The sequence below is a fragment of the Frankia sp. CcI49 genome, from assembly GCF_001983215.1.
In the GTDB taxonomy this organism is placed as follows: domain Bacteria; phylum Actinomycetota; class Actinomycetes; order Frankiales; family Frankiaceae; genus Parafrankia; species Parafrankia irregularis.
On the sequence record NZ_MOWP01000017.1, the window covers coordinates 328,524 to 349,133 of the forward strand.

Genomic DNA, 20,610 nt, shown 5'->3' on the forward strand with positions numbered 1-20,610 from the left:
CGGCGACGGTGATCGGACGGGGGCGGAGATGACATGAGGGTGCGACGACGCAAGGACCACCTGGATGGCCGGGAGGCGGCCGAGGTCGCGGCCACCGCCGCGTTGAAGGTCGCCGCCGAGGAAGTGGCGAAGGCTCCGCCGGACGAGTCCGCCGCGGCGTTCTTCGACGTGGACAACACCATGATGGCCGGCGCCTCGATCTTCTACTTCGCGCGCGGGCTCGCGGCCCGCGACTTCTTCGACTCGCGGGACCTGCTGAAGTTCGGCTGGCAGCACATCAGCTACCGGCTGCGCGGGCTGGAGGACCCGAACGGGATGCGGGACGCCCGCGAGGCCGCCCTGGCCTTCGTCGCCGGGCGCAACGTCACCGACATCGTCCGCTACGGCGAGGAGATCTACGACGAGCGGATGGCGCAGCAGATCTACTCGGGGACGCACGCGCTCGCCCAGCAGCACCTCGACGCCGGGCAGCGGGTCTGGCTCGTGACCGCGACGCCGGTCGAACTGGCCTCGATCATCGCCCGGCGCCTCAGCCTGACCGGCGCGCTCGGCACCGTCAGCGAGGTGGCGGACGGCTGCTACACCGGGCACCTGGTCGGCGAGCCGCTGCACGGGCCGGCCAAGGGGGCGGCGGTGCGGGCACTGGCCGAACGCGAGGGCCTGGACCTGTCGCGGTGCTGGGCCTACTCGGACTCGATCAACGACCTTCCGATGCTCTCGCTGGTCGGCCATCCGGTGGCGATCAACCCGGACCCGGACCTGCGCGCCGTCGCCAAGGAACGGGACTGGCTGATCAAGGATTTCCGCACCGCGCGCAAGGCCGCCCGGATCGGCATCCCGACCGCGGCCGGGCTGGGTGCTCTCGGTGGCGGTGTCGCGGCCGGAATGGCTCTGCGCCGCCGATACGGCGGGACCTGAGCGGGACTCGCGGACCGCGGCTGGCCCGAATTCCGGGATTCGGGTCAGAAGAACTCAGAAGAACACCGACCGACGCTGCATCAGCAGGCCGTACAACGTGTGCTGAATCGTCTCGCGAATGCGGTCGTTGAGTTCGAAGACGAGCATCGGGTCCTCGGCCGCCGCGGCGGTGTACTGGCTCGTGTCCACCGGCTCACCGAACTCGATGATCCATTTGCTCGGCAGCGGGAGAAGGCCGAAAAGACCCAGCCAGGGAAACGTCGGTGTGATCGGCACGTAGGGCAGCCCCAGCACCCTGGCGAGGGTCCGGGCGTTGCCGACCATCGGATAGATCTCCTCCGCGCCCACCACGGTGCAGGGAATGATCGGCGCACCGGCACGCAGCGCCGCCGAGACGAAACCACCGCGGCCGAAGCGCTGGAGCTTGTAACGCTCGCTGAACGGCTTGCCGATGCCTTTGAAGCCCTCAGGCCACACCCCGACGAGATGACCCGCTCCCAGCAGGCGTTCGGCGTCCGCGTGGCAGGCCAGCGTGTTGCCGGTCTTTCGGGCCAGCGGAGCCAGGAACGGAACGGCGAAGACCAGGTCGGCGGCCAGCATCCGCAGGTGGCGGTGGGCCGGGTGATGGTCGAGAACCGCCAGGGCGGTCATCAGCGCGTCCAGCGGAAGTGTCCCGGAGTGGTTCGACACGACGAGCGCGCCGCCCCGGTCCGGAATGTTCTCCAGGCCGCGGGTCTCGACCCGGAAATAGCTGCGGTAGATCGGGCGCAGCAGCGGCGCCACGACATGCTCGGTGAGATCGACGTCGAATCCGTGCTCGTCGACCGTGTAGTCCCCGGTGATCCGGCGGCGCAGGAACGCGAGCAGTTCGGCCAGGACCCGCTCCAGCTCACCGGCATCGGCCGGCGGGTCGCCGGGACCCGTTCCACCACCGGCGTCAGCGTCGGCCCCGGTGCCGCTCTCCGCCTCCGTCTCCGTCTCCGTCTCCGTCTCCGTCGCAGCATCGGCACCGGCCTCGGCCGAGCTCGTCCCGGCGTTGCCCTTGTCGGGCTCCTTGTCGGTACCGACCACGCGTAGGCCGACCGCGCCGCTCCTGCCGTTCGAGTCGGACCGCCCGTTCGAGTCGGTCCTTCCGTGCGGTGTCAACGGCATCTCAGCCCCTCTCCACCGGTCGCGGGCGTGCGGTCATCGGGGCGTTCCCGCGGGCCGGTGGCCGGCCAGCAGGCCGCGAAGGCCCTGTTCGACCCGCTCGACGAGCTCGTGGTCGATGGTGAACCGCAGCTCCCGGTCATGCACGAAGCTGTCGAACGTCGCGACGGTCGAGTACCGCGGAACGTACCCGAACACTTCCTTGAGCTTCGTGGTGTCCACCGCGCGCCCGTGCGCGAGAAAGCCGAGCTGCTCGGAGGAGAAGTCGACGAGCCGCAGGCGGCGCGCGATGTTACCCAACGACCCGATCGCCGGAAAGGGAATCGGCAGCGGCGGCCGCCCGGCCCGCCTGATCGCCTGCGACAACAGGAGCACGCCATCACCGGCGACATTGAAAGTCCCGGCGTGGTCCTCCCGGGTGGCCTTCATCAGGACGGCCATCGCGTCCTCGGCGTGCAGCAGCTGGATGCGGGGATCGAAGCCGAGAAYGGTCGGAACAACCGGCAGGTCGAGATAACGGGCGAGCGGGGAGTCGACTCCCGGGCCGAGAACGTTCGCGAGCCGGAGCACCGTCACGGCGATATCGGGGCGCCGGCGACCGAAGCCGCGAACATAGCCCTCGACCTCGACCGCGTCCTTGGCGTACCCGCCACCGGGAAAGCCGCGCGGCTCCATCTCCTCGGTGAACAGCGCCGGATCCCGCGGGGACGAGCCGTAGATCGACGTCGTGGACTTGACCACCAGCTTCCGCACCCCGGGCGCCTTCTGGCAGGCCGCGAGAAGCTGCATCGTCCCGATGACGTTGATCTCCTTCATCGCCGTGCGCCCGCCGGCGCCCAGCGGCGTGGCGAGCACGCTCAGATGCAATACGGTGTCGATCGCGGCGGTGGAGATCACCTTCGCGATCAGGGGATTGCGGATGTCCACCCGGACGAACTGGGTTCGCCCCAGATCCTCCGCCGGCGCGATCGTGTCGACACCGACCACGTCGACGATTTCGGGATCAGCGGCCAGTGCCAGTGCCATCTCGGCGCCCAGCGGGCGTGACACCCCCGTCACAAGCACGCGACGTGGCCTCATGGACGCCTCCCGCGCAAAGCTCTCCAAGTCGACCGGCGGCCGGACTTGCGGGGCCATCGTACGCCGGATGCGACCCCGCCAGCTGCGCAGCGTCACAAAAAACTTCCAGATCGACACCTAGAGTAGCCAGATGTCGATCCCGTCCCCGCGGCGGCGCCGCCCGACCACTGACGTCAGAGCTCGGAACGGCGTCGGGAACCGGAACGGCGTCGGGATGAGGTGCCGCCGGTGAGGCCGGGTCGGCAGAGCCGGAGTCGACGGAGTCGGCGGATCATCGCCGGCCGCGGGCCGCGACCATGGCGGGACGCGGACCGTTGCGGGGCACCTGGGCGACCACGACCGCGTCACCGCGCCGCAGCCGCAGCACCTCCGCGGCCCGACCGCAGTTCACCGCGATCATGACCTGGCGCAGCGCGTCCTCACAGAGCGCCAGTTCGCCGGGTGCGACCTCGCCGTAGGTGTGGGTGAACGGCATCGTGAGCTTCCGGGCATCCGCCCGGACCTCCACCGGATCACCGAGCAGCACCCCGGCGGCCTCCAGCTCGGACCGGGTCATGTTGAGCGAGAGGTTCCCGAAGTGGTCCACCGAGACCACCTCGCCGTGCACGTGGTCGTCGTCGACATGGCATCCGCGCGGCTCGACGACCACCAGTTCGGCGGGGTCGAGCCGGGGGCCGACATCGGCCGGGGACAGCCCGACCGCCAGTCGGGCCGCGACCGGCGCGTACACGTCCCGACCGCGGAACACCGCCGTCGGCAGAGGCAGCCACAGGTCCGGGTTGGAGATCTCGTAGGCCTCCTCGACCCCGCCGAGCAGCTCCCAGCCCAGCGAGGCGACCCCGTTGTCGGGCACGACGAACAGCGAGCCCTCGGCGGTGCGCACGACGATGCCACGCGTGTATCCGCTGGCGTCGAGCTGCTCGACGACGACGAGATGGATTCCGGACGGGAGGTAGCCGACCGCACCCACCAGAGTCACCGCCGCCTGGCCGACGTCCTGCGGCTCGATGGAGTGGCACAGGTCCAGCACCCGCGCCTCGGGCGCGTGCCTGGCGATGATCCCATGGCAGACACCGACGCAGGCGCCGTCCACTCCGTAGTCCGACATGAACGTGATCCACCCGCTGGCCATAGGACCCCCTGCGCCCGGCCGGCGCCGTTGCCGGCCACGCGACCAGGGTGCCATACGGTCACCACATCGGCACGAACGAGCACACGGAGTGAAACAGCCTCGTTACACGGCTACAGGCCGCCCGCGAGTCGCTCCGCGAAACCAGGCCACGACACCAGGCGGAGGGCGACGACCAGTCTGCGACGGCAGGGGGGCGACAGCAGCCCGCGCCCGGAGGCGCACCGCAAGGGACCACCGGGACCGCCGAGACCGGCACCGCCCGGCGGCCGTGGGCCGCCCGCGGGTCGGTCGCCGGCCTGGGTCGCCCCCCGCGAGTGCTACTTCTTGTTGCGGCGCTGGACCCGTGTCCGCTTGAGCAGCTTGCGGTGCTTCTTCTTGGCCATACGCTTGCGACGCTTCTTGATTACGGAACCCACGTACCCGACCGATCTGTTGAAGATGTTTTTCCGAGCGAGCCTACCCGTCGAAACCGTGTGGCCCGGCAACCGGTGCACGGTACCAGTGCCGGCGATGCCGGCCTGGCAACCACCGATTCGCCGTCAGGACGCACCGAGCTCCCGGGAGCGGGCGCACGCGGCCTCCACCGCGTCCAGCACGGCGGCACGCACCGCGGCGCGGTCGAACTCCCGCAGGGCCGCGATGGTGGTCCCGCCCGGGGAGGTGACCGCCTCACGCAGCAGCGACGGATGCTCCGCACCGGACGCACCGGAGCCGTCCCCCGCAGCTCCGCGGGCCATCAGCGCGGACCCGGCGGCGGTCTGCACCACCAGCTCGGCCGCCAGTGCCCGTGGGAGGCCCAGCAGCACCCCACCCTCGATCATCGCCTCGATCAGGTAGAAGAAGTAGGCCGGACCGCTGCCGGACAGCGCTGTCACCGCGTCGAGCTGGCTCTCGCTCACCCTGACCACCCGGCCGACCGGGCGGAGCATCTCCTCGACGGTCGCCAGGTGCTCGTCGCCCGCGCCCGGCCCGGCGCACAGGGCCGACATCGCCTCGCTCACGAGCAGCGGGGTGTTCGTCATGACCCGCACGACGGGCGTGCCCGCCGGCAGACGCTGCGCGACGAAGGACGACGACACCCCGGCCGCCACGGAGACCACCAGCGTGCCGGGCTTGATGTGCGCGCCTATCTGGTCCAGGACGCTTCCCATGTCCTGCGGCTTGACGGCCAGCACGACGGTGCCGGCCGCCGCGACGGCCGCCGGCGGGTCCAGCACCTCGACGCCGTACTCCGCGGCGACCTGCGCGGCCCGGCCCGGATCGCGCTCCGCGGCGAGCACCTCGGACGGCGCGCGGCCGGCCCCCAGCAGCCCGGACATCAGCGCACCGCCAAGGCGCCCGACCCCGACGATCGCCAGAACGCTACTGCCCTGCACCACCACTCACTCCCCTTCACCACCGATCCGCCACTGCCCGTGGCGGCCACCGCTGCTGAAGGCTATGACCTCGGCGGACGGACGCGGCTACCAGTCGCCTCCGGCTCCGGGAATCGGACCGAACAGCGGATCAGGCTGGGCCGACTCCCGCTCGGAGCGCCCGGCGCGCGCGTCCCGACCGTCCCGCGTGCCGGCCGGCTGACGGCCCGCCGGGTACTCGTGGTCCGGGCCCTGCGCCGGTCCAGGGTGGCGATCCCGGCCCGGTCCGGGCCCGGGACGTCCCGCAGGGGGCCGCCCACCCGTGTCGTGCCCGCTGACCGGCCCGTGCGCGTGGCCGGGGCCCTGACCGCTGACCGGCCCGTGCGCGAACGCCCGCCCGTGGTGCCCCGAGTCGTGGCCGGGYCGTGGCGTCGGTGTGGGCCGGCGGCCCGGGTCGGCCCGCGGATCGGTGAGCGCCGGCAGCTGCAGGTTCATCGTCTCCCCGACGACGGACGCCGCCGCCCGCGGGTCCCCCGCCGGGACGCGGTCGTCCGGACCGTGCCGTCCGGTGGACGGATAGCGGGCCCAGTCCGGAACGGGCGTCGGTTCCATCCCGGCGGTGCGGACGGCACCGACCGCCGGACCGTGCTCGTACACCGCGGGCCCGTCCGGCCGGTCGTAGGTGACGTCACCCGGTTGCGGTCGACCGAACCCGGAAGCCACCGGCAGGCCCGTGGCACCTCGCCACCCGCCCTGGGCCGGCAACGGGTCCCGGTCACGCTGTGGGTACCCCTCGTCCACCCAGTCGACGTCCCCGTCCGAGCGGGACATCGCCGCGACCGGCTCCCGGTCCCAGTCCCGGTTCCGCTCCCGGTCCCGCGGGTCCGGCAGTTCCAGGGACTCGGGAACTTCCGCCAGCTCAGGCAGGTCCGGCAGATCGCGGCCAGGCGCGGGTCCGGAGCGGTCCGCCCCGGAGTCCGGGCGGGGCGCGTCGGCCGGCGACGGGCCCGCCGCGTCATCCCGGGGCCTCGCCGGCCCGCGCGGGGTGTCGGACCACTTAGGCCGGCGCGCCTGGATGGGCTTCTCGATGAATCGGTTCGCGAGATAGGCGGCGATCGTCGTGCCCACCGCCGCGACGAACACCCCGGGCCACAGTCCGATCCGCGGGACGACCTGGCCCGCGGAGGCGGAGATGAACGGGTAGTGCCACAGGTAGATGCTGTAGGTGATCTTTCCGAGCCAGGCCATCTTCGGCGCGCCGAGCAGTTTGACCCAGCGGGCCTCCCGGTTGACGTCACACCCGAGGATCAGGATCGCCCCGAGCGCCGCGGTCGGCACATAGGCGGCGTAGTCGATCCAGTTGGGGAGGTACTGCTCCTTGCTCGGGCCGGCGAAGCACAGGACCAGCATCGCGATCCCGGCCGGCAGGCCCAGGACGGCCAGCCGGCGACCGGTCGTCCAGCGCTGCACCGCGGCCATGGTCACCGCGGACGCGGCCCCGCGTGCCGGGCGTTCCCGCCCCTTCCCCTCGCCTCCGGTGGAGTCACCGGCCGGTCCCGTCCCAGCCGGCCCGGCCAGGGCCCGCAGGCGGTTGTCCCGCCAGATCGCGACCATGCAGCCGATGAGCAGCGGCGCGATGTGCGTGTCCAGGCCGAAGTAGACACGGGTGCGGACGGCCCCGCTGGCGGCGCAGACATACGTCCAGCCGATGACGAGCCCGACCGAGGCGACCAGGAACATCAGCAGGTACGGCCGCAGTCGGCGCGAGCGCATGAAGAGCAGGAACGCCCCCGGCCAGATCAGGTAGAACTGCTCCTCCATCGACAGCGACCAGACGTGCGGCAGCCAGCGGCCGCCGGCCTCCGGGTTAACGATCCGGTACCAGTTGTTGACGTTGAAAAACGTGCTGATCGCGGTTTTGAAGAAGTCGTCGCGGTACGGGATGTCGTCCCATTTGAAGGCGACCGTGACGGCTAGGCCCACCAGGAGGTAGAACCACATCCCCGGCATGAGGCGGAAAGATCGGCGCACCAGGAACTTGCCGATGGCGATCGTGCCCGTTCGGGCCTGCTCGGCGAGCAGCAGGGTCGTGATCAGAAAGCCGCTCAGCACGCAGAACATGTCCACGGCGACGTTGCTGGCGCGGATCGCGCCCATGTGCCCCGCGAGAATGATGTAGATGCAGACCACGCGGAGGCCGTCGAGCGCCGGATTGTAGGCGAACTTGGCCGCGGCCAGCGCCTCCGCCTCGGTCGGCCCACGCCGCGACGACTCTCCGGCCGCAGAACGTCGCGTGACCGCGGAACGCTCGGGCTGCGGCGGTCCGTCGGTCCTCGGCCGAGAACCAGCTCTCACGATCGCGCGTCTCCTCGTCCAGCCAGGGACACCGCGGCGAACCCGGCATGGGCGCCTGGCGATCCCTGGTCCGTCGTCTGTCCACGGCCGGCATCGGCGCCTGGCCCCGCGGACAGGGCACGGCCGAGCTCGGCTGTCGTATGACTACGTCAGCGAACCGACCAGAACCCCACGAACCTGCTAGACGAYAGCGGACAGGTTTTATCAGACTTTCATTGCGTACCGGACAGCGGCACCTATGGCTTTCTGATGAACTCGATCAGGACCCCGCGTCACCTATGGGCCATTACCAGGCCAGAAGCACCGCGAAGTGGCGTAGATCGCGCGGATCGTGCCATTCTCACGCAACGTCATGGTTACGCGCGTGCGCAACCGGTGTCACGGTGAGCGATGCGCACTCGGCGGGCGGATGACGCCGCCAGTGCCGGGACAGTCGCGCTGTCGGAAGACCGACCACTCACCGCACCCGGGTCAAAGCACCCAGGTCACGACACCTGCTTCACGACACCTGCGTCACGGCACCTGTGTCACGGCACCCGCGCGACGACCAGCATCGTGCGGAACGGCTCGATGACAAGACCGTCGGGAAACGACCGGAGCAGCGAGCGACGTTCGGCGACGAGGAAGTCGTCCAGCCGGTCCCCGATCGCGGCGACGAACGACTTCGAACGCAGCCAGGTCTCGTAGAGATCCACGTCGATCTCCCGGAACCACCGGCAGGTCACGGTGACGACCTCGGCGAACAGCCCGGTCCAGCGCAGTTCCTCCGCGAAGGGCCGGTTGCGGTAGTCCCTGGTGTAGCCCGGGCTCATGGCCTCCAGGCGGTCCTGCTGGCGCTGGTACCAGTGGAACTCGTCGGCGTCGACGTCGTTCCACCACACGGCCAGCGAGCCGCCCGGGCGCAGCACCCGGGCCGCCTCCGCCGCCGCCACCGGAACCCGCATCCAGTGCCAGGCCTGCGCGTAGCTGACCAGATCGACGGTGGCGGACCGCAACGGCAGCGCCTCACCGTCGCCACGCACCACGGGCAGGCCGGGGTTGTGCCGGCGAAGGCGGTCGAGCATCACCGGGCCGGGCTCGACGGGCAGCACCTGGGCCCCGCGGGCCTGCATCGCCCGGGTCGCTATACCCGTGCCGGCCCCCACATCGACCACCCGGGCGCCGGCGACGGGCCGGCCGGCCAGCATCTCCAGATCGACGAAGAGCTGGTCCGGGTAGCCGGGCCGGGCCTGGTCGTAGGCATCCGCCAGTGGGTCGAAGAGTGATCCGGGGCTCACCCCCCGATAGTGGACCGCCGCGGCGGGTCATCGCCAACAACGCAGGCACGACCACGACCACATCATTGCCCCGCGCCCGGACCGGCATCACCGGACCGGCGTCACGGGGCCGGCGTCACCGAACCGGCATCGCCGGACCGATGTCACCCGGCCGGCGTCACTTCGGCGGGGGCGGCGAGGTTGAGCCGGGTGAACGCGAGCGCCTCCGCGAGGTCCGCCTCCCGCTGGTCACGCGACTCCGCCCGCCTGGTGTTGATCTCGACCACGACCGTTCCCGCGAAGCCGTTGACCGCCAGCCGCTCCAGCAGCTCGGCACACGGCTGCGTGCCACGGCCGGGCACCAGGTGCTCGTCCTTGGCCAGCCCGGTCCCGTCCGCCATGTGGATGTGCGCGAGCCGGTCACCCAGGTCGTCCGCCATGGCCAGGGCGTCCGACCGGGAGACGCTGGTGTGGGAGAGGTCGAGCGTGACATGCCGGTAGCCGTCGTCGATCGGCGACCAGTCGGGCGCGTAGGCGGAGACCTCACGGCCACGGGCCCGCAGCGGGAACATGTTCTCCACCGCGAACCGGATGTCGGTCTCGCCCGCCATCCGATCGATCCCCGCGACGAAGTCGCGGGCGTAGTCCCGCTGCCAGCGAAACGGCGGGTGGACGACGACCGTCGGCGTCTCGAGGGACTCGGCCACCGAGCGCGCCCGCTGGAGCTTCGCCCAGGGGTCACTCCCCCAGACACGCTGTGTCAGCAGGAGGCACGGTGCATGAATGGCCAGGATCGGGATGCCGTGGTAGTCACGCAGCTGACGCAGTGCCTGCGGGTCCTGGCTGACGGGATCCGTCCAGACCATGATCTCGACGCCGTCATAGCCCAGGCGGGCGGCCATCTCGAACGCGGTCGCCGTCGACTCCGGGTAGGTCGACGCCGTCGACAGCGCCACGAGGCCACCGGCCAGCGGCCTGGCCGCAGGCACCTGGGGGGCCGCGACCGCGGCCACCTCCTGACGTGGGGTCACCATCAGACCCGGCAGTGGCGTGGTCGACGTGGTCGGGGCGGCCTCCACCGACGCCACGGGCGCCGACCGCCTCCTGGCACCGTTTGGCTGCACGTGGACTCCCCTGTCGCAGCTTCGGGGCACGGTGACCAGCTCGGCCAGCCGATCATCTCGGCCAGCCGACCAGCGCAGCCAGCCAGGACGGCCGCTCACGGACCTGCCCCGGACCGGTAAGGAACCGGGCCCGTCTTCCAGGCTAGGCCATACTCCGCGGACCGCCTCCCCGGCCGGGCCACGAAGATCCGTTCGCGGGCCGTCGGTCGCTGCGGCACCGGCTGGGCCGGTCCCACACCTTGACGAAGGTCATACCCCGCCGACCGGCGGCAGAGCTCGTGGGCCGTCCAGACCGGAGGTCAGCTGGTCGAGCCGGCGCAGGATCACACCCTCCCGCAGCGCCCAGGGGCAGATCTCCACCTCGTCGAGGTTGAGCAGGTCGAGCGCCTCGGACGCGACGACCGCGCCCGCGACCAGCTGGCCGGCCCGGGACGCGGACACCCCGGGCAGCGCCGCGCGCTCGGACGCCGACATGCGGCACACCCGGGCCGTGACCTCGGCGAGGTCCGCCCGGCGCAGGGACCGCCGCACATAGGTGCCGCGCCCGTACGGCGCCGCGCCGGCGATCCTGGCCAGCGAGCGGAACGTCTTGGACGTCGCGACCGCCCGGGTCGGCTCGCCCACGTGGTAAAGGGACCCGACCACCGGGGCGATCTGCGCCCGGACGTAGCGCCGCAGGGCGTTGAGCTCGGAACGCTTGGGCGGGTCGTTCTCGCCGAGCCAGTTCCTGGTCAGCCGGCTCGCGCCGAGCGGCAGCGACGCGACGACGTCCGGATCCTCGTGCATGCCCGCGCCGATCTCCAGCGAGCCGCCGCCGATGTCCAGCGCGAGCAGGCGGCCCGCGCTCCAGCCGAACCATCTGCGCACCGCGAGGAACGTGAGCCGGGCCTCCGCCTCGCCGGGCAGCACCGTCACCGCGAGCCCGGTGTCGGCACGCACCCGCGCGAGCACGTCGTCCCCGTCCGGTGCCTCCCGGACCGCCGACGTGGCGAAGGCCACCAGGTCGACCACGTTCAGGTTCTGCGCGTGCGTCCGCAGCTCGTGGATGCAGGCGGTCAGCGCGCGTTCACCGTTGTCCGCCAGCCGGCCCTCACCGTCCAGGAGCTCGACGAGCCGCAACGGGATGCGCACGCTCGCGGCCGGCTGCGGCTGGCCGCCCCGGTGTGCGTCGACCACCAGCAGGTGCACGGTGTTCGACCCGATGTCGATGACACCGAGCCGCATCGGCTCGTCACGCTGGGAGGCGTGGACCTGCGCCGGCCGGCCGCTGCCCTGCGGATCGTTCTCGACGGCGCCCCCGGGCGAGCCCGGCCCGGCGGCGGCACGGGACGAGCCCGGCGCGGCACCGACAACGGGCACGAGTGCGCGATCCTGCATCACCACCGGTGCCGGGTCCTGCGCCGACACCGGTGCCGGGTCCTGCATCGGCGCCGGCGCCGAGCCCCAGCCGACCTCGGCGGGCTCGGGGGCGTCGACCTCGCCGCCACCCGGCCCGCGGCGGGACAACGCTGGCCTCAGCCGCACCGTCGATCACCAGCCCGGTCCGCGCCGAAGCCGGCGGCCCGGCGGCCACCCGCCCCGTGATCGACTCCGTGAACGACTCCGCCGTCGCGGATCACTGCGCGAAATACCATTCCGTGACACCCCACTCCGTGACCAAAAGCCACCAAATGGTCACCCCCTGCGTATGGTGCTGCTGACGTCCCGTGACCAGTACGCCGCACAGCCGGCCAGCCCCGAGATCCGACCGGCGTGGGATCTGGCCGACCCGCGCACATGTCAAGGTAGCGGCACGCTGACCAGGCACGTTGACCAGGCACATTCACCGGGCTCGCCGCTGGCCGTCAGACGCCGGGGGAACGGCGGCTCAGGGCTCGAACTTGTAGCCCAGTCCGCGCACGGTCACCAGGTGGCGCGGGGCCCCGGGTTCCGCTTCGATCTTGGTCCGCAACCGCTTCACATGGACGTCCAGGGTCTTGGTGTCGCCGACATAGTCCGACCCCCACACCCGGTCGATCAGCTGGCCGCGGGTGAGCACCCGGCCCGCGTTGCGCAGGAACATCTCCAGCAGCTCGAACTCCTTGAGCGGCAGCGCCACCTGGTTGCCGTCGACGGTGACGACGTGCCGTTCGACGTCCATGCGCACCCGGCCGACCTCCAGGGTGGTGTCGGACACCTCCTCGGTCTCGACCCGGCGCCGCAGCACCGCGCGGATCCGGGCGACCAGCTCACGCGCGGAGAACGGCTTGGTCACGTAGTCGTCCGCACCGAGCTCGAGCCCGACGACCTTGTCGATCTCGCTGTCCCGAGCGGTCAGCATGATCACCGGAACGGTCGAACGGGCGCGCAGCGTCCGGCAGACCTCCGTGCCGGACAGCCCCGGAAGCATCAGATCGAGCAGGATGAGATCGGCGCCGCGCCGGTCGAACTCGGCCAGGGCACTCGGTCCGTCGCCGACGACCGCGACCTCGAATCCCTCCCGCTCCAACATGAACGACAACGCATCGGAGAAGGACTCCTCGTCCTCGACCACGAGCAGCCTGGTCACCGTCACGCTCCCTGTCTTTCCCGCGTCCCCGGGGTTCTCCGGGAACAAATGTCACGCCGCACGATCGCGTCGTCTCAGATTCCGGCGCCGGGAACAGGGGGCACCGGAAAAGCTGCCGGGTGAATCCGGCCGAAGGTCACGCGCCGAAAAAGATCAGTGTCCAGCATTGTGGGCTCCGTGTACGCCGAACCGGTCCGATCGGACCACGGCGGCCCCACTTCACCGTGACCCGGGTGCCGAGCCGGCACCCACGGCACCGCTCACGGCGCCCCCTGTACGGTCCTCCGCCGCCCGGTCATCGGTCGCTCGCTCGTCAGCCGAGCGGTCATCGGCCGAGCGGCCGTCCGTCGCAGCCGGATCGTCCGACCCCGACGGTAGCCGGAGCGTGAACGTCGAACCACGCCCCTCCGCACTCCAAACACCCACCGACCCACCGTGGTTGGTCGCGATGTGCTTCACGATCGCAAGTCCCAGACCGGTTCCGCCGGTAGCCCTGGAACGGGCCGGATCCGCGCGGTAGAAACGCTCGAAAACGCGCTCCAGATCCTTTTCCGCGATACCGATTCCCTCGTCGGCGACGGAGATCTCGACTATTTCCCCGACCTGCCGGACCCCCAGCACCACCCGTGTTCCGCGCGGCGAGTAGCTGATGGCGTTGTCGAGCAGGTTCGCCACCGCGGTCACCAGCTGCCCCTCGTCGCCGCGCACCCGGAGCCCGCCGGCACCGATGACCGCGACCGAGATCTCGTGGGCCTGCGCGTTGTACCGGTTCCGGTCGACCGCCTCCGCGAGCACCACCGACACCGGCACCGGCGCCAGCTCCGGCATCGGTTCCGCGCCCTGCAGCCGGGACAGATCGATGATCTCCTGGACCAGCCGGGCCAGGCGGGCGGACTCGTGCGTCATCCGCGAGGCGAAGCGACGCACGGCGACCGGGTCCTCACTGGCCTCGCTGACCGCCTCGGCGAGCAGGTGCAGTGCCCCGACGGGCGTCTTGAGCTCATGGCTGACGTTGGCGACGAAGTCGCGCCGCACGGCCTCCACCCGCCGCGAGTCGGTGATGTCGTCGAGCAGAACCGACACGTACCCGCTGTCACCGAGCGGCCTGGCGTAGGCCCAGACCGCGAGTGCGGTCTGGTCGGGCCGGGCCCGGGTCAGCGGCGGCTCGGGCACCGGCGGAAGATCCAGCTGGCGGTTGCGTTCCGCGCCGGCGAGCCGGCAGGCCGTCACCAGATCGGCCACGTCCGGGACGCCGAGCTGGTCCCCGGCCACGACACCCATCCGCCGGGCGGCCGAGTTGACCAGCACGACGACATTGGTGTTGTTCACCACAACCAGCCCGGAGGGCAGCCCGGCGATCACCTGCCGGACCAGCGCGGCCGGCAACGAGTGCGGACCGGTCGCCCCCGCGCGCACCGCCGCGGCGCCGTGACGGTCTTCCGGGTCGGGCCGGGTCACGGTCACCTGGCCGACCCCGCCACGCCGGTCAGCCGCGCCGCGCCGGTCAGGCCCGCGATGCCGGTCAGCCGCGTCGTGCCGGCCAGCCGCGCCGTGTYGGTCCGCTTCATCGTTCCGCCACCCCACAACATGAACGTTTCACGAGGCCGGGTCCCACCATCAGGGATGCCCACCCGGGCACACGGGGCACAACTGTCGCGAAACAAGAGGTGACCAGCAGTCATCGCGACGCCCGACCTGTCCACCACGTGCCGAATGCTAGGCCTCGCCAGGTCGTTTGTGCTTTGCCATGAGTTGATTCACTGCCGATGGTCGCCAGCTGTTCATCCGGCCTATCGTCGATGTTCACCGTGCGGCGAGGGCTGCGCATCATCGTCGGACGTCAGCCCCCCGAGGCCCACCGGCCAACTGTGATCGAATGGTGCTCCGGACCTCGCCTAGTTGTAAGGAGCCGTCTGTGCGGGACGTCTTCCAGGAAGAACTGGACAGCATCAACCGGTCACTGATCGAGATGACCAACCTGGTCGCGTCCGCGATGGCCCGGGCCACCACGTCTCTCCTGGACGCTGACCTTCAGCTCGCCGAGAACGTCATCAGTGCCGACGAGACCGTCGACCTGCTCCGCAACGAGATCGAGGAACGCGCCTTCGACGTGATGGCGCGCCAGGCCCCGGTCGCGACCGACCTGCGCACGATGGTCACCACGCTGCGCATCGTCGCCGACCTGGAGCGGATGGGCGACCTCGCCCTGCACGTCGCCAAGGTCGCCCGCCGGCGCTACCCGGGGCGCGCGGTTCCRCCCGAGCTGCACTCCACGATCCTGCAGATGGGCCAGGTCGCCCAGCGAATCGTCGCCAAGGCCGGATCCGTGATCGCCAGCCGTGACACCGAGCTCGCGAAGGAGCTGGAGGCCGACGACGACGCGATGGACGGGCTGCACCGCGCCCTGTTCCACGTGCTCATCGAGAAGCCCTGGCCGCACGGCATGGAAGCCGCCATCGACATCACCCTGTGCGGGCGCTACTACGAGCGGTACGCGGACCACGCCGTGTCGGTCGCCCGGCGAGTGATCTACCTGGTCACCGGAGACATGACGGCCTGACCGGCTTCGGCCGGTCGGCCCAGGCCGACCGGCCCAGGCCGGCCAACGCGGCCGGTCCAGCCGGCACGGATGAGCTGACCGGCCCCGCAGGGCAGGCCAGCTCCGCGCGTCCGCTTTCGGTGCGGTGCTACTTCTTCTTGCCCTGCGCCGCGACCGCGGCGGCCGCGGCCTCGGCCGCCTCCGGGTCGAGGTAGCCCGAATCCACCACCTTCAGCTCCTCGTCCAGCTCATAGCGCAGCGGGATGCCGGTGGGGATGTTCAGACCCGCGATGTCGGCGTCGGAGATCCCGTCCAGGTGCTTCACCAGCGCCCGCAGCGAGTTGCCGTGCGCGGCGACCAGCACCGTGCGCCCGGCGCGCAGGTCGGGAACGATCGTGTCGTACCAGTAGGGCAGCATCCGGATGACCACGTCCTGCAGGCATTCGGTGAGCGGCACGACATCCGGTGCCAGGTCGGCGTAACGCTCGTCGACACCGCTGACCTGCCCGGGCTCGATGACCGGCGGGGGCGTGTCGTAGGAACGGCGCCAGAGCATGAACTGCTCCTCGCCGTACTTCTCCAGGGTCTCGGCCTTGTTCAGCCCCTGCAGGCCGCCGTAGTGCCGTTCGTTCAGGCGCCAGCTGCGCCGGACCGGGACCCAGTTCCGGCCGGCCGCGTCCAGGGCGAGCCACGCGGTGCGGATCGCACGGATGAGCAGGGAGGTGTGGACGACATCCGGCAGGACACCGGCCTCGCGGAGCAGCTCACCGCCCCGTGTCGCCTCCTGCAGGCCCTTCTCGGACAGATCGACGTCCACCCAGCCGGTGAACAGGTTCTCGCGGTTCCAGGTGCTCTCGCCGTGGCGGAGCAGGACGAGCGTCGGCATAGGTGAATCCTGCCCGCTCGGCACACTCCTCGGCCAGTGACCCCCACTCACGGCGAGTGCGCCGGACGCCACGAGATGTGCGGGCTGGCGGCACGGGTGGACGGTGTGGGTGGTGTGGGTGGTGTGGGTCGTGCGGGCGGCGGGCCGGGGGGAGCGCCCGGCCGGGGCGTCCACCCGGTCCGGAAAAGCAGTGACCCCCGGGTGCTCCACCCCGCCCAGGATGGGAGGGATGGGCCGTCGGGACTGATCGACGGCACCCGGGGGTCCGGTGTCTGCCTGGTACTCGCCGGTGCCGGTGCCCGAGGGCCACCCGGCAAGAGGGTGAGGACCACGAGACCGGCTAGCGGACAGTCACCTCACGAGTCCTATGTGCATACAAAGCTTGGACCACCTCCCTTCTCGTGTACCGGGAACGCTACGCGCGCAGCGGGGGCCGCCGCAAACTGTTTTTTCGAGATGATCGCCGCTCTCGCGCTCCGTGGTGGCGCTCGGTGGTGGCGCTCCGTGATCGCGCTCGCGCCCCGGGGCCGCGACCGCTGCGCCCCGACCGCTGCTGTGATCGGACTTAGACTCGAGATATGACAGCCCACGTCGACGACTGGCACACCCGGTTGCGCGCGAGCGGTCACCGGCTCACCCCGCAGCGCCAGCTCGTGCTGGAGGCCGTGGCGAAGCTGGGGCATGCCACGCCGGAGGCGATCGTCCACGAGGTCCGGCAGACGGCGAGCGCGATCAACATCTCGACCGTCTACCGCACGCTCGACCTGCTGGAGGAGCTCGAGCTCGTCTCGCACGCGCACCTCGGGCACGGCGCGCCGACCTACCACGTCACCGGGGTCGATCCCCATGTGCACCTGGTGTGCGGCAGTTGCGGGTCGATTCGGGAGATCTCGCCCGACCGGCTGGCCGCCGTCGTCAGCGAGCTGCGATCGGAGCTCGGCTTCGTCGTCGACATGGCCCATCTGACCCTGGCGGGCCGGTGTGCGGAGTGCACGGCCCTCGGCCGGCGTTGAAGGAGTCATGAGTACCGACACCCAGGACCTCCGTCCGGCCCCGGCCCCGTCCTCGCTGCTCGGGCGTCCCGGTGCCGTCGCAGCCCCCGAGCCGGACACAGCCGTCGCGGCGCACTACGGCGATCCGCTGCGGGAGCAGCGACTTGCCGCCACCGGGGCCGCGCTGGTCGACCGCTCCAACCGCGAGGTGGTGCGGATCACCGGCGCGGACCGGCTGACCTGGCTGCACAGTGTCACCTCGCAGCACCTGTCCCAGCTCGCGCCGATGCATGGCACCGAGGCGCTGGTGCTCTCACCGCACGGCCACGTCGAACATCACCTCGTGCTGGCCGACGACGGCACCGCCACCTGGATCGACGTCGAGCCCACGACCGCCCCCCGGCTGCTGGCGTTCCTGCAGTCGATGCGCTTCCTGATGCGGGTCGAGCCGGTCGACGTCACCGCCGAGGTCGCGGTGCTGTCCCTGACCGGTCCGCGTGCCGACGAGGTCGCGGCGGCGGTGTTCGGGCCGGCGGCCCTGCCGGCGCCGCTGGCCGGCACCGGCACCGGCGGTGCTACCGGTGCCGTCCCGCGCACGAGTGCGGGAGTGGTGACGTCAGGCCCCTACCCGGTCAGCCACGCGGCGCCGGCGGGCACGCAGGCCGCGCCGGATGAGCAGAGCGCGTCGAATGCGCTGAGTGCGCCGGATGCGCTGGCGGGTGGCCGGCTTCCACTGATTCGCCGGATGCCGCACGGGCTGGACCTGCTCGTCGCCCGCTCCGATCTCGCCGCGACCGCCGACCGGCTGACGTCCGCCGGCGCGGCCCTCATCGGGCTGAGCGCGTTCGAGGCCCAGCGGATCGCGAGCCGCCAGCCCCGGCTGAACCGGGAGACAGACCACCGCACGATCCCGCACGAGGTCGGCTGGCTGGCGTCCGCCGTGCACCTGGACAAGGGCTGCTACCGCGGTCAGGAAACCGTGGCACGGGTCCACAACCTCGGCCGGCCGCCGCGCCGACTGGTGCTCCTGCACCTGGACGGCACGGTCGCCGCCCCGGGCTGCCCGGTCACCGCGGCCGGGCGGACCGTCGGGTTCGTCGGCTCGTCCGAGATGCATCACGAGCTGGGCCCGATCGCGCTCGCCGTGGTGAAGCGGTCCGTCGCGCTCGACGTCCCGCTCGTCGTGACCGATCAGGACGGGGCTCAGGTCGCGGCGGCGATCGACCCCGATGCCGAGCCGGAGCAGCCGAGTCGCCCGGCCGGGCGACTGCACGGGCCGGGCAGCGACGGCTGACCACTCCGCGGCAGGGGCGGTCTGACGGCGCCCGCAGCCGTGCACGCGCCGGCAACCACGGCCGCGAGCAACCCCACAGCCGCGGCTGCGGGTGCGGCTGCGCGGGCCGCCGGTCGCGGGCGGGTGGGGGCTGGCCGCGGGCGGGTGGCAGCTGGCAGCGACGGCGCGCCACCCCCGGCCAACGGCCCGAGCCGCGGAACTGGCTCGGGCGCCAGCAGAGGATGGCACGCCGTCGCTGCTCAGGCGGTACGGGCGAGCAGCTGGTCCAGTTCCCGGGCCAGCGGGTCGGCCGAGTGCCGCCGCAGCCGCCGGCGGACCTCGTCGGCCCGCCGGCTGTTCCGCTTCGAGCGCGTCGCCTCCAGCATCGGCACCGCGTCCTTCGCGAGCTCGCAGCCGAGGTCGAGGTTGCCCAGGTCGATCTGGACCGCGGAACGCCGCAGCAGATAGGTGGCACGGTCGCGGGTCCGCTGGTGGGAGTGGATTGCCAGCGACCGCTCCAGCCAGCGATCGGCGTGCACGAGGTGGCCGAGGTCGATGTAGCAGCTTCCGACCTGGGCCTGGTACTCGGCCTCGTCGAAGTAGGCGGACCAGGCCGGGTCCTCGGCACGTGCCTCGAGGAACGCCGCCTCCGCGCAGGCGAGCGCCTGGGCGCAGGCGCTGGACTCGCCGAGCGCCGCGTGGGCACGTGCCCGGCGCATCTGCAGCATCGCCGCGACCCGCCCCGGCGCCCGCCGCGCGCTCGCGACCGCGGCCTCCGCCAGGTCCACGGCCTCCCGCGGCCGGGCGAAGTCGACGCACTGCAGGGACATGTTCTTCAGAACGTTCGCCCCGAGCAGCCGGTCCCCCGCGGCGTGCGCGGCGTGCAACGCGGTGACCCAGTACCGCTGTGCCGCCGTCTGGAAGCCCGCGTCGAACGAGACCCAGCCGGCGAACCGGGCGAGCTCGGCGGCGACCAGGTGCAGATGGCGGCCGATCCCCTCGGTGTAGGAGCCGCGGGCGAGCAGGTCGGCGACCACCCCGAGCTCGGCGTCGACCAGGCGGCGGACGCTCTCGCCACCGAGCCGCTCGTCCATCACCCGCAGGCCCGGGATGTTGTGCTCGATGCGGTTGACGATCTGCTCGTCGACCCGGCCGCCCGCGAGCGCCGCCTGCATCCGGGCCGGTTCCAGGCCGAGCCACTCCGCGGACAGGGAGGCGACACCGGTACCGGTGATCGTGAGGAAGCCACGCCGGTCGGTCAGCGCGTCCTCGACGACGTCCATGAGAGCGGTGACGCTGCCCGAGGACGTCCACGGGTACTCGGTGCGTACCGCGTCACCGGTGGGCAGCCAGGCCGGCCACGGGTGGGATTCCAGCCGGTCGGCCGGCACGCCGAGCTCGGCCGCGAGCGCCAGCTGGGACACCCGGTCGGGGACGACCCCGCGGTGCTCCCACCGCCAGACTTTCTGGCGTTCCGCGGCCATGTTCGCGACGCCGAGATCTCGGGCGCGACGCGCGACGACGCGGGCAAGCCGTTGGTAGGACCACCCACGCTGCGCGCGGACGAAGGCCAGTGGGTGAGTGCAGGCATGGGCGTTATCCGTCAGCATCGGCGCATCTCCTCTGAGTCCCTGACACAGTCGATTGCGTGACCAGCTCGCAACGCTATGTCGCGACATCTTTGTGACCCAGGGGTGTGGAGAGTGCGATGTGCGCAGAGAGGTCACACACGGACCACTTCAGCGCTGTGATTGCACGCTTCGCGCATCAACCCGCGTGCGACGATGCCCGGCATCGTCCCGCAGAAGCGAGATGCAGCCCATCAGCGGACAAGTCCGACGACGGCCCCACCATCGGATGCGCCCGAGAAAGTCGGGTGACACACCCGCAGCACCACCAAGTTCCCCGGCCGGGAACGGCGTGCCGAGCAACCGGTGCAGTTGTTCCCGCCAGCCGCGCACCAAGCCGCCTGCGGCGCGAGAACGACACCTTTGCCCGAAATA

The 20,610-nt window shown here is 71.5% G+C and carries 17 protein-coding genes; 4 read left to right on the forward strand and 13 right to left on the reverse strand.

Translation table 11 applies throughout. The annotated features are described in order from the left end of the window. The first annotated feature begins 33 nt into the window (after positions 1 to 33). Positions 34 to 918 (forward strand): HAD-IB family hydrolase, encoded by an 885-nt coding sequence (locus tag CcI49_RS16815; RefSeq protein ID WP_006542042.1) that lies wholly within the window; start codon positions 34 to 36, stop codon positions 916 to 918. Positions 919 to 972: 54 nt separating this feature from the next. Here the strand turns inward: CcI49_RS16815 and CcI49_RS16820 are convergent, their stop codons facing one another. From CcI49_RS16820 to CcI49_RS16870, 11 genes are all read right to left on the reverse strand, one after another. After that, positions 973 to 2,070: a lysophospholipid acyltransferase family protein gene (locus tag CcI49_RS16820; RefSeq protein WP_076827610.1), complete on the reverse strand. Its 1,098-nt coding sequence runs from the start codon at positions 2,068 to 2,070 to the stop codon at positions 973 to 975. A gap of 33 nt (positions 2,071 to 2,103) precedes the next feature. After that, positions 2,104 to 3,147, reverse strand: coding sequence for an NAD-dependent epimerase/dehydratase family protein (locus tag CcI49_RS16825; protein WP_076827612.1), 1,044 nt, complete (start codon positions 3,145 to 3,147; stop codon positions 2,104 to 2,106). A gap of 271 nt (positions 3,148 to 3,418) precedes the next feature. Then, a complete protein-coding gene (locus CcI49_RS16830) occupies positions 3,419 to 4,255 on the reverse strand; it encodes an SAM-dependent chlorinase/fluorinase (protein ID WP_235498067.1) in 837 nt (278 codons plus the stop codon). A 341-nt stretch (positions 4,256 to 4,596) separates the two neighbouring features. After that, on the reverse strand, positions 4,597 to 4,695 hold the full coding sequence (locus CcI49_RS16835; protein WP_003948845.1) for an AURKAIP1/COX24 domain-containing protein: 99 nt from the start codon (positions 4,693 to 4,695) through the stop codon (positions 4,597 to 4,599). Between the two features lie 123 nt (positions 4,696 to 4,818). After that, the gene (gene proC, locus CcI49_RS16840) at positions 4,819 to 5,655 is read right to left on the reverse strand and encodes a pyrroline-5-carboxylate reductase (RefSeq protein WP_076827776.1); all 837 of its coding nucleotides are present in this window, start codon (positions 5,653 to 5,655) and stop codon (positions 4,819 to 4,821) included. 87 nt (positions 5,656 to 5,742) lie between these two features. After that, a complete protein-coding gene (locus tag CcI49_RS16845) occupies positions 5,743 to 7,989 on the reverse strand; it encodes an acyltransferase (protein WP_076827614.1) in 2,247 nt (748 codons plus the stop codon). 527 nt (positions 7,990 to 8,516) lie between these two features. Further along, on the reverse strand, positions 8,517 to 9,266 hold the full coding sequence (locus CcI49_RS16850) for a class I SAM-dependent methyltransferase (RefSeq protein ID WP_054568001.1): 750 nt from the start codon (positions 9,264 to 9,266) through the stop codon (positions 8,517 to 8,519). 143 nt (positions 9,267 to 9,409) lie between these two features. Continuing rightward, complete coding sequence (locus tag CcI49_RS16855; RefSeq protein ID WP_054568523.1) at positions 9,410 to 10,279, reverse strand: sugar phosphate isomerase/epimerase; 870 nt, start codon at positions 10,277 to 10,279, stop codon at positions 9,410 to 9,412. Between the two features lie 339 nt (positions 10,280 to 10,618). After that, the gene (locus CcI49_RS16860; protein WP_076827616.1) at positions 10,619 to 11,893 is read right to left on the reverse strand and encodes a Ppx/GppA phosphatase family protein; all 1,275 of its coding nucleotides are present in this window, start codon (positions 11,891 to 11,893) and stop codon (positions 10,619 to 10,621) included. A 343-nt stretch (positions 11,894 to 12,236) separates the two neighbouring features. Then, entirely contained in the window at positions 12,237 to 12,917 is a 681-nt protein-coding gene (locus CcI49_RS16865) for a response regulator transcription factor (RefSeq protein WP_054568525.1), read from the reverse strand. Positions 12,918 to 13,136: 219 nt separating this feature from the next. After that, positions 13,137 to 14,381: an ATP-binding protein gene (locus CcI49_RS16870; protein ID WP_054568002.1), complete on the reverse strand. Its 1,245-nt coding sequence runs from the start codon at positions 14,379 to 14,381 to the stop codon at positions 13,137 to 13,139. A gap of 451 nt (positions 14,382 to 14,832) precedes the next feature. Here CcI49_RS16870 and phoU point away from each other — a divergent pair, with 451 nt between their 5' ends. Beyond that, positions 14,833 to 15,477, forward strand: a complete 645-nt coding sequence (gene phoU, locus CcI49_RS16875) for a phosphate signaling complex protein PhoU (protein WP_054568003.1) — start codon at positions 14,833 to 14,835, stop codon at positions 15,475 to 15,477. A gap of 127 nt (positions 15,478 to 15,604) precedes the next feature. Here phoU and CcI49_RS16880 read toward each other — a convergent pair whose 3' ends face one another. Continuing rightward, positions 15,605 to 16,342: a phosphoglyceromutase gene (locus tag CcI49_RS16880; RefSeq protein ID WP_054568004.1), complete on the reverse strand. Its 738-nt coding sequence runs from the start codon at positions 16,340 to 16,342 to the stop codon at positions 15,605 to 15,607. A 578-nt stretch (positions 16,343 to 16,920) separates the two neighbouring features. Here CcI49_RS16880 and CcI49_RS16890 point away from each other — a divergent pair. Together CcI49_RS16890 and CcI49_RS16895 are read left to right on the forward strand one after the other, a co-directional pair. Beyond that, positions 16,921 to 17,355, forward strand: a complete 435-nt coding sequence (locus tag CcI49_RS16890) for a transcriptional repressor (RefSeq protein WP_054568005.1) — start codon at positions 16,921 to 16,923, stop codon at positions 17,353 to 17,355. A 7-nt stretch (positions 17,356 to 17,362) separates the two neighbouring features. Then, positions 17,363 to 18,628: a folate-binding protein YgfZ gene (locus CcI49_RS16895; RefSeq protein ID WP_076827620.1), complete on the forward strand. Its 1,266-nt coding sequence runs from the start codon at positions 17,363 to 17,365 to the stop codon at positions 18,626 to 18,628. A 239-nt stretch (positions 18,629 to 18,867) separates the two neighbouring features. Here CcI49_RS16895 and CcI49_RS16900 read toward each other — a convergent pair whose 3' ends face one another. Beyond that, on the reverse strand, positions 18,868 to 20,217 hold the full coding sequence (locus CcI49_RS16900) for a hypothetical protein (protein WP_054568007.1): 1,350 nt from the start codon (positions 20,215 to 20,217) through the stop codon (positions 18,868 to 18,870). Between the last annotated feature and the right edge of the window lie 393 nt (positions 20,218 to 20,610).

Excerpts from the sequence above, each read along its gene's own strand:
- CcI49_RS16815 (WP_006542042.1), top strand. The coding sequence starts at position 34 with ATGAGGGTGCGACGACGCAAGGACCACCTGGATGGCCGGGAGGCGGCC.
- CcI49_RS16820 (WP_076827610.1), bottom strand. The coding sequence starts at position 2,070 with ATGCCGTTGACACCGCACGGAAGGACCGACTCGAACGGGCGGTCCGAC.
- CcI49_RS16830 (WP_235498067.1), bottom strand. The coding sequence starts at position 4,255 with ATGTCGGACTACGGAGTGGACGGCGCCTGCGTCGGTGTCTGCCATGGG.
- CcI49_RS16855 (WP_054568523.1), bottom strand. The coding sequence starts at position 10,279 with ATGGTGACCCCACGTCAGGAGGTGGCCGCGGTCGCGGCCCCCCAGGTG.
- CcI49_RS16880 (WP_054568004.1), bottom strand. The coding sequence starts at position 16,342 with ATGCCGACGCTCGTCCTGCTCCGCCACGGCGAGAGCACCTGGAACCGC.
- CcI49_RS16890 (WP_054568005.1), top strand. The coding sequence starts at position 16,921 with ATGACAGCCCACGTCGACGACTGGCACACCCGGTTGCGCGCGAGCGGT.
- CcI49_RS16895 (WP_076827620.1), top strand. The coding sequence starts at position 17,363 with ATGAGTACCGACACCCAGGACCTCCGTCCGGCCCCGGCCCCGTCCTCG.
- CcI49_RS16900 (WP_054568007.1), bottom strand. The coding sequence starts at position 20,217 with ATGCTGACGGATAACGCCCATGCCTGCACTCACCCACTGGCCTTCGTC.